Origin of the sequence: Kitasatospora sp. NPDC057198 (assembly GCF_042670125.1) — a bacterium.
In the GTDB taxonomy this organism is placed as follows: Bacteria; Actinomycetota; Actinomycetes; order Streptomycetales; family Streptomycetaceae; genus Kitasatospora.
Genome location: NZ_JBHUWH010000685.1, coordinates 1 through 2,980, shown reverse-complemented (window position 1 = coordinate 2,980; position 2,980 = coordinate 1). Strand labels below are relative to the sequence as shown.

The 2,980-nt window shown below is 75.2% G+C and carries 3 protein-coding genes; 2 read left to right on the top strand and 1 reads right to left on the bottom strand.

What is annotated here, in order from left to right; all coding sequences use genetic code 11:
- Nucleotides 1-284 precede the first annotated feature (284 nt).
- Nucleotides 285-1,310, bottom strand: coding sequence for a hypothetical protein (locus ACFUEL_RS37715; RefSeq protein WP_380242428.1), 1,026 nt, complete (start codon nucleotides 1,308-1,310; stop codon nucleotides 285-287).
- Between the two features lie 258 nt (nucleotides 1,311-1,568).
- Between ACFUEL_RS37715 and ACFUEL_RS37710 the strand changes: the two genes are divergently transcribed.
- Together ACFUEL_RS37710 and ACFUEL_RS37705 are read left to right on the top strand one after the other, a co-directional pair.
- A complete protein-coding gene (locus tag ACFUEL_RS37710) occupies nucleotides 1,569-2,366 on the top strand; it encodes a VOC family protein (RefSeq protein ID WP_380242426.1) in 798 nt (265 codons plus the stop codon).
- A 3-nt stretch (nucleotides 2,367-2,369) separates the two neighbouring features.
- Nucleotides 2,370-2,927, top strand: a complete 558-nt coding sequence (locus ACFUEL_RS37705; RefSeq protein ID WP_380242424.1) for a DinB family protein — start codon at nucleotides 2,370-2,372, stop codon at nucleotides 2,925-2,927.
- The last annotated feature ends 53 nt before the right edge of the window (nucleotides 2,928-2,980 follow it).

The window sequence follows — 2,980 nt, the reverse complement described above, 5'->3', positions numbered from 1 at the left end:
GCCCGGACGGCGGGGCCGTCCGGGCTGTCGTCTCGGTGGTCCCGGTTCGCGGACCCTGAATTCGCGAACCGGGACGGGCGGGTGACGCCCCGTCGGGCGATCGGCGGCGGGCGGGGCGACAGGAGAAGCCTGGCAGCCGGATGACCCGGCGGCGTGCGGGCCGTGTCACCGCCGGGCAACAGTGCGTGGCGCCCCGAACTGCCTTGCGGGAAAGGGGAGATGACGAAAACGCGGCAGCCCGCCCGGAGGGTTCCGGACGGGCTGCCGAGGGTGCTGCCGGTGGTTCAGGCCCGGTAGGCCGGGAGGCCGACGGTGTCCGAGACCCTGGTGGGGGTGCCGCCCTTGGCGGGCATGGTGTAGATGCCGTCGGGGGCGCGGAAGGCGATGGTCTTCCCGTCGGCGGAGAAGGCCGGCTCGGTGTAGTCGACGGTGGCGTGCGGGGTCAGGTCGCGCTCCGGGGAGCGCTGGTCGCCGTCCTTGAGGAACAGGTGGGTGTGGCCCTCCGCCGAGCGGACGAACACGATGTCGCCCTCCTCGTCGAGGTCGGGCTGCGAGCCCTCGGTGACCGGGCCGCCCTGCTGCCGCAGGTAGTCGTCGCGGTAGTAGACCCGGCCGTCGTCCTTGTTGGCGTAGACCGCGGAGCCGGTCCGGTTGCCGACGTTCGCCCACAGGTTGCCGGTGGCCGGGTTCTCCGCCACGTCCTCGCCGCTGGTGTTGCCCAGGCGGATCGGGGCCGGGGTGCCGCCGGTCGCGGGGACGCCGAGCAGCCGCAGGGTGCCGTGGTCGTCCGCGGTGAAGAACAGGTCGTTCTTGGCCGGGAGGCCGGGGGCGGCCTCCTCGGCGCCGGGCGTGAACACCTGCCAGGTCGGGTGCGACCAGGTCACGCCGGAGGGGGCCTTGGCGACGACGGTCTTGTGGCCGCCGTCCGGGTCGGAGGTCTCCAGGTTGCCGTTGCCGTCGACGAAGGCGGCGTGCTTGCCGTCGGGGGACCAGGCCAGGTCGCGGACCACGGTGCCGAAGTCGACGGCCCTGCCGTCCATCACCACGTAGCGGGTGCCGTTGCTGATGGTCAGGCCGGTGCCCTTGGTGAGGTTGAGGGCGGCCGCGGTCGGCGCGGCGGAGGGTTGCTGGGCGGACGCGGTGGCGGAGGCGGACGCGGTGGCGGCGCGGGCCGGGGCGGTGGTGCCGGATCCGGGGGCGTCGGACCCGTCCTCCGGGTCGCAGGCGGTCAGCAGGAGCGCGGAGCCGGCGGTGACGGCGGAGACGAGGGCGACGGCGGCGGAGCGGCGGAGGCGGGCGTGCGCGGACATGGGTGGTTCCCCCCAGGAACGGTGGTTGTCGTCGTGGTTGCCCCCGCCGGCTTCTTCGTTCCGTCCTCCGGGGCGATGCCCCAAGTCTCACCGCACAATGACCCCGCAGGGTGCGCGGATTGTCACCGTGGGGCAACAGGTGTTCGGGTACGCCCGAGCGCGTCGCCGGGCGGCCGTCGGAGGCACTGGTTAGCGTGGCAGCGCACGTGCTTTCCCCCGGGGCGGCGCCCCGGGCCCGACAGCGGAGGGAGACGCACCATGACGGCACGACCCGACGGCACCCCCGTCTGGGCGGACGCGGTGTCCGCCGACCCGGAGGGCGCCAAGGCGTTCTACGGGGAGGTGCTGGGCTGGACGTTCGACGAGGCCGCGTCCGAGCTCGGCGGGTACGCGCGGGCCCTGAAGGACGGCCGGGCGGTGGCCGCGATCGTCCCGCCCGCGCCCGGACAGGAGAGCGGCACCGCGTGGGTGCTCCACCTGGCCGCGGCCGACGCGGCGGCGGCCGCGGAGCGCGTCCGGGCGGCCGGCGGCACCGTACTGGTGGAGCCGGTGAAGGTCGGCGAGCACGGCACGACGGCGATCGCCCGGGACCCGGCGGGCGTGGTGTTCGGGCTCTGGCAGGCCGGCACCCAGCAGGGCTTCGAACTGCGCGACGCGCCCGGCGGCTACGGCTGGGCCGAGGTGTTCACCCGGGACACCGCCGCCGCGAACGCCTTCTTCCCGCGGGTGTTCCCGTACCGGGTGCGGAAGATCGTCGACGACAGGGTGGACTACAGCGTCTACAGCCTCGGCGAGGTGCCCGCGCTCGGTGCGATGGGCATGGGGCCGGACGTGCCCGCCCAGGTGCCGCCGTACATCAGCGTGTACTTCGTGGTGGACGACTGCGACGCGGCGGCCGGACGGGCCGTCCAGGCCGGCGGGCAGCTGGTGTTCGGGCCGATGACCACCCCGTTCGGGCGCTCCGCGTCCTTCGTCGACCCGCAGGGCGCGGCGTTCTCGCTGATCGACCCGTCCGCCGCCGAGGGCGAACCGCCGGCCGCGGTGGAGGTGGCCTGAACGATGACCACCCCGCCCCCCGACCTCCCCGGCCCCGCCGACCTCCCCGACCTCCCCGGGCCCACCGGCGAGCGCGCCGACCTGCTGGCCGCGCTCGACAAGCAGCGCGGCTTCCTGCGCTACACCGCCCGCGGCCTCACCGACGAACAGGCCCAGCGGCGCACCACCGTCAGCGAACTCACCCTCGGCGGGCTGATCAAGCACGTCGCCGGGGTCGAGGAGCGCTGGCTGCGGTTCGCCGTCGGCGGCGCCGGGGCGATGCGCGCCGAGGGCGCGCCCGACGACGCCGACAGCTGGGCCGAGCAGTTCCGGATGACCGGCGGCGAGACCCTGGCCGTCCTGCTGGAGCGCTACCGGGCCGTCGCCGAGCACACCGACCACCTGGTCGCCACCCTCGACCTGGACAGCGAGCAGGCGCTGCCCGCCGCGCCCTGGTTCGAACCCGGCGCGGCGTGGAGCGTGCGCCGCGTCCTGCTGCACGTCATCGCGGAGACCGCGCAGCACGCCGGGCACGCCGACATCCTGCGCGAGGCGCTGGACGGGCAGAAGACGATGGGCTGACGGCGGCTCAGAGGTCCGGCTCCAGGTGGGCCCAGGGCCGGGCCGACTCCAAC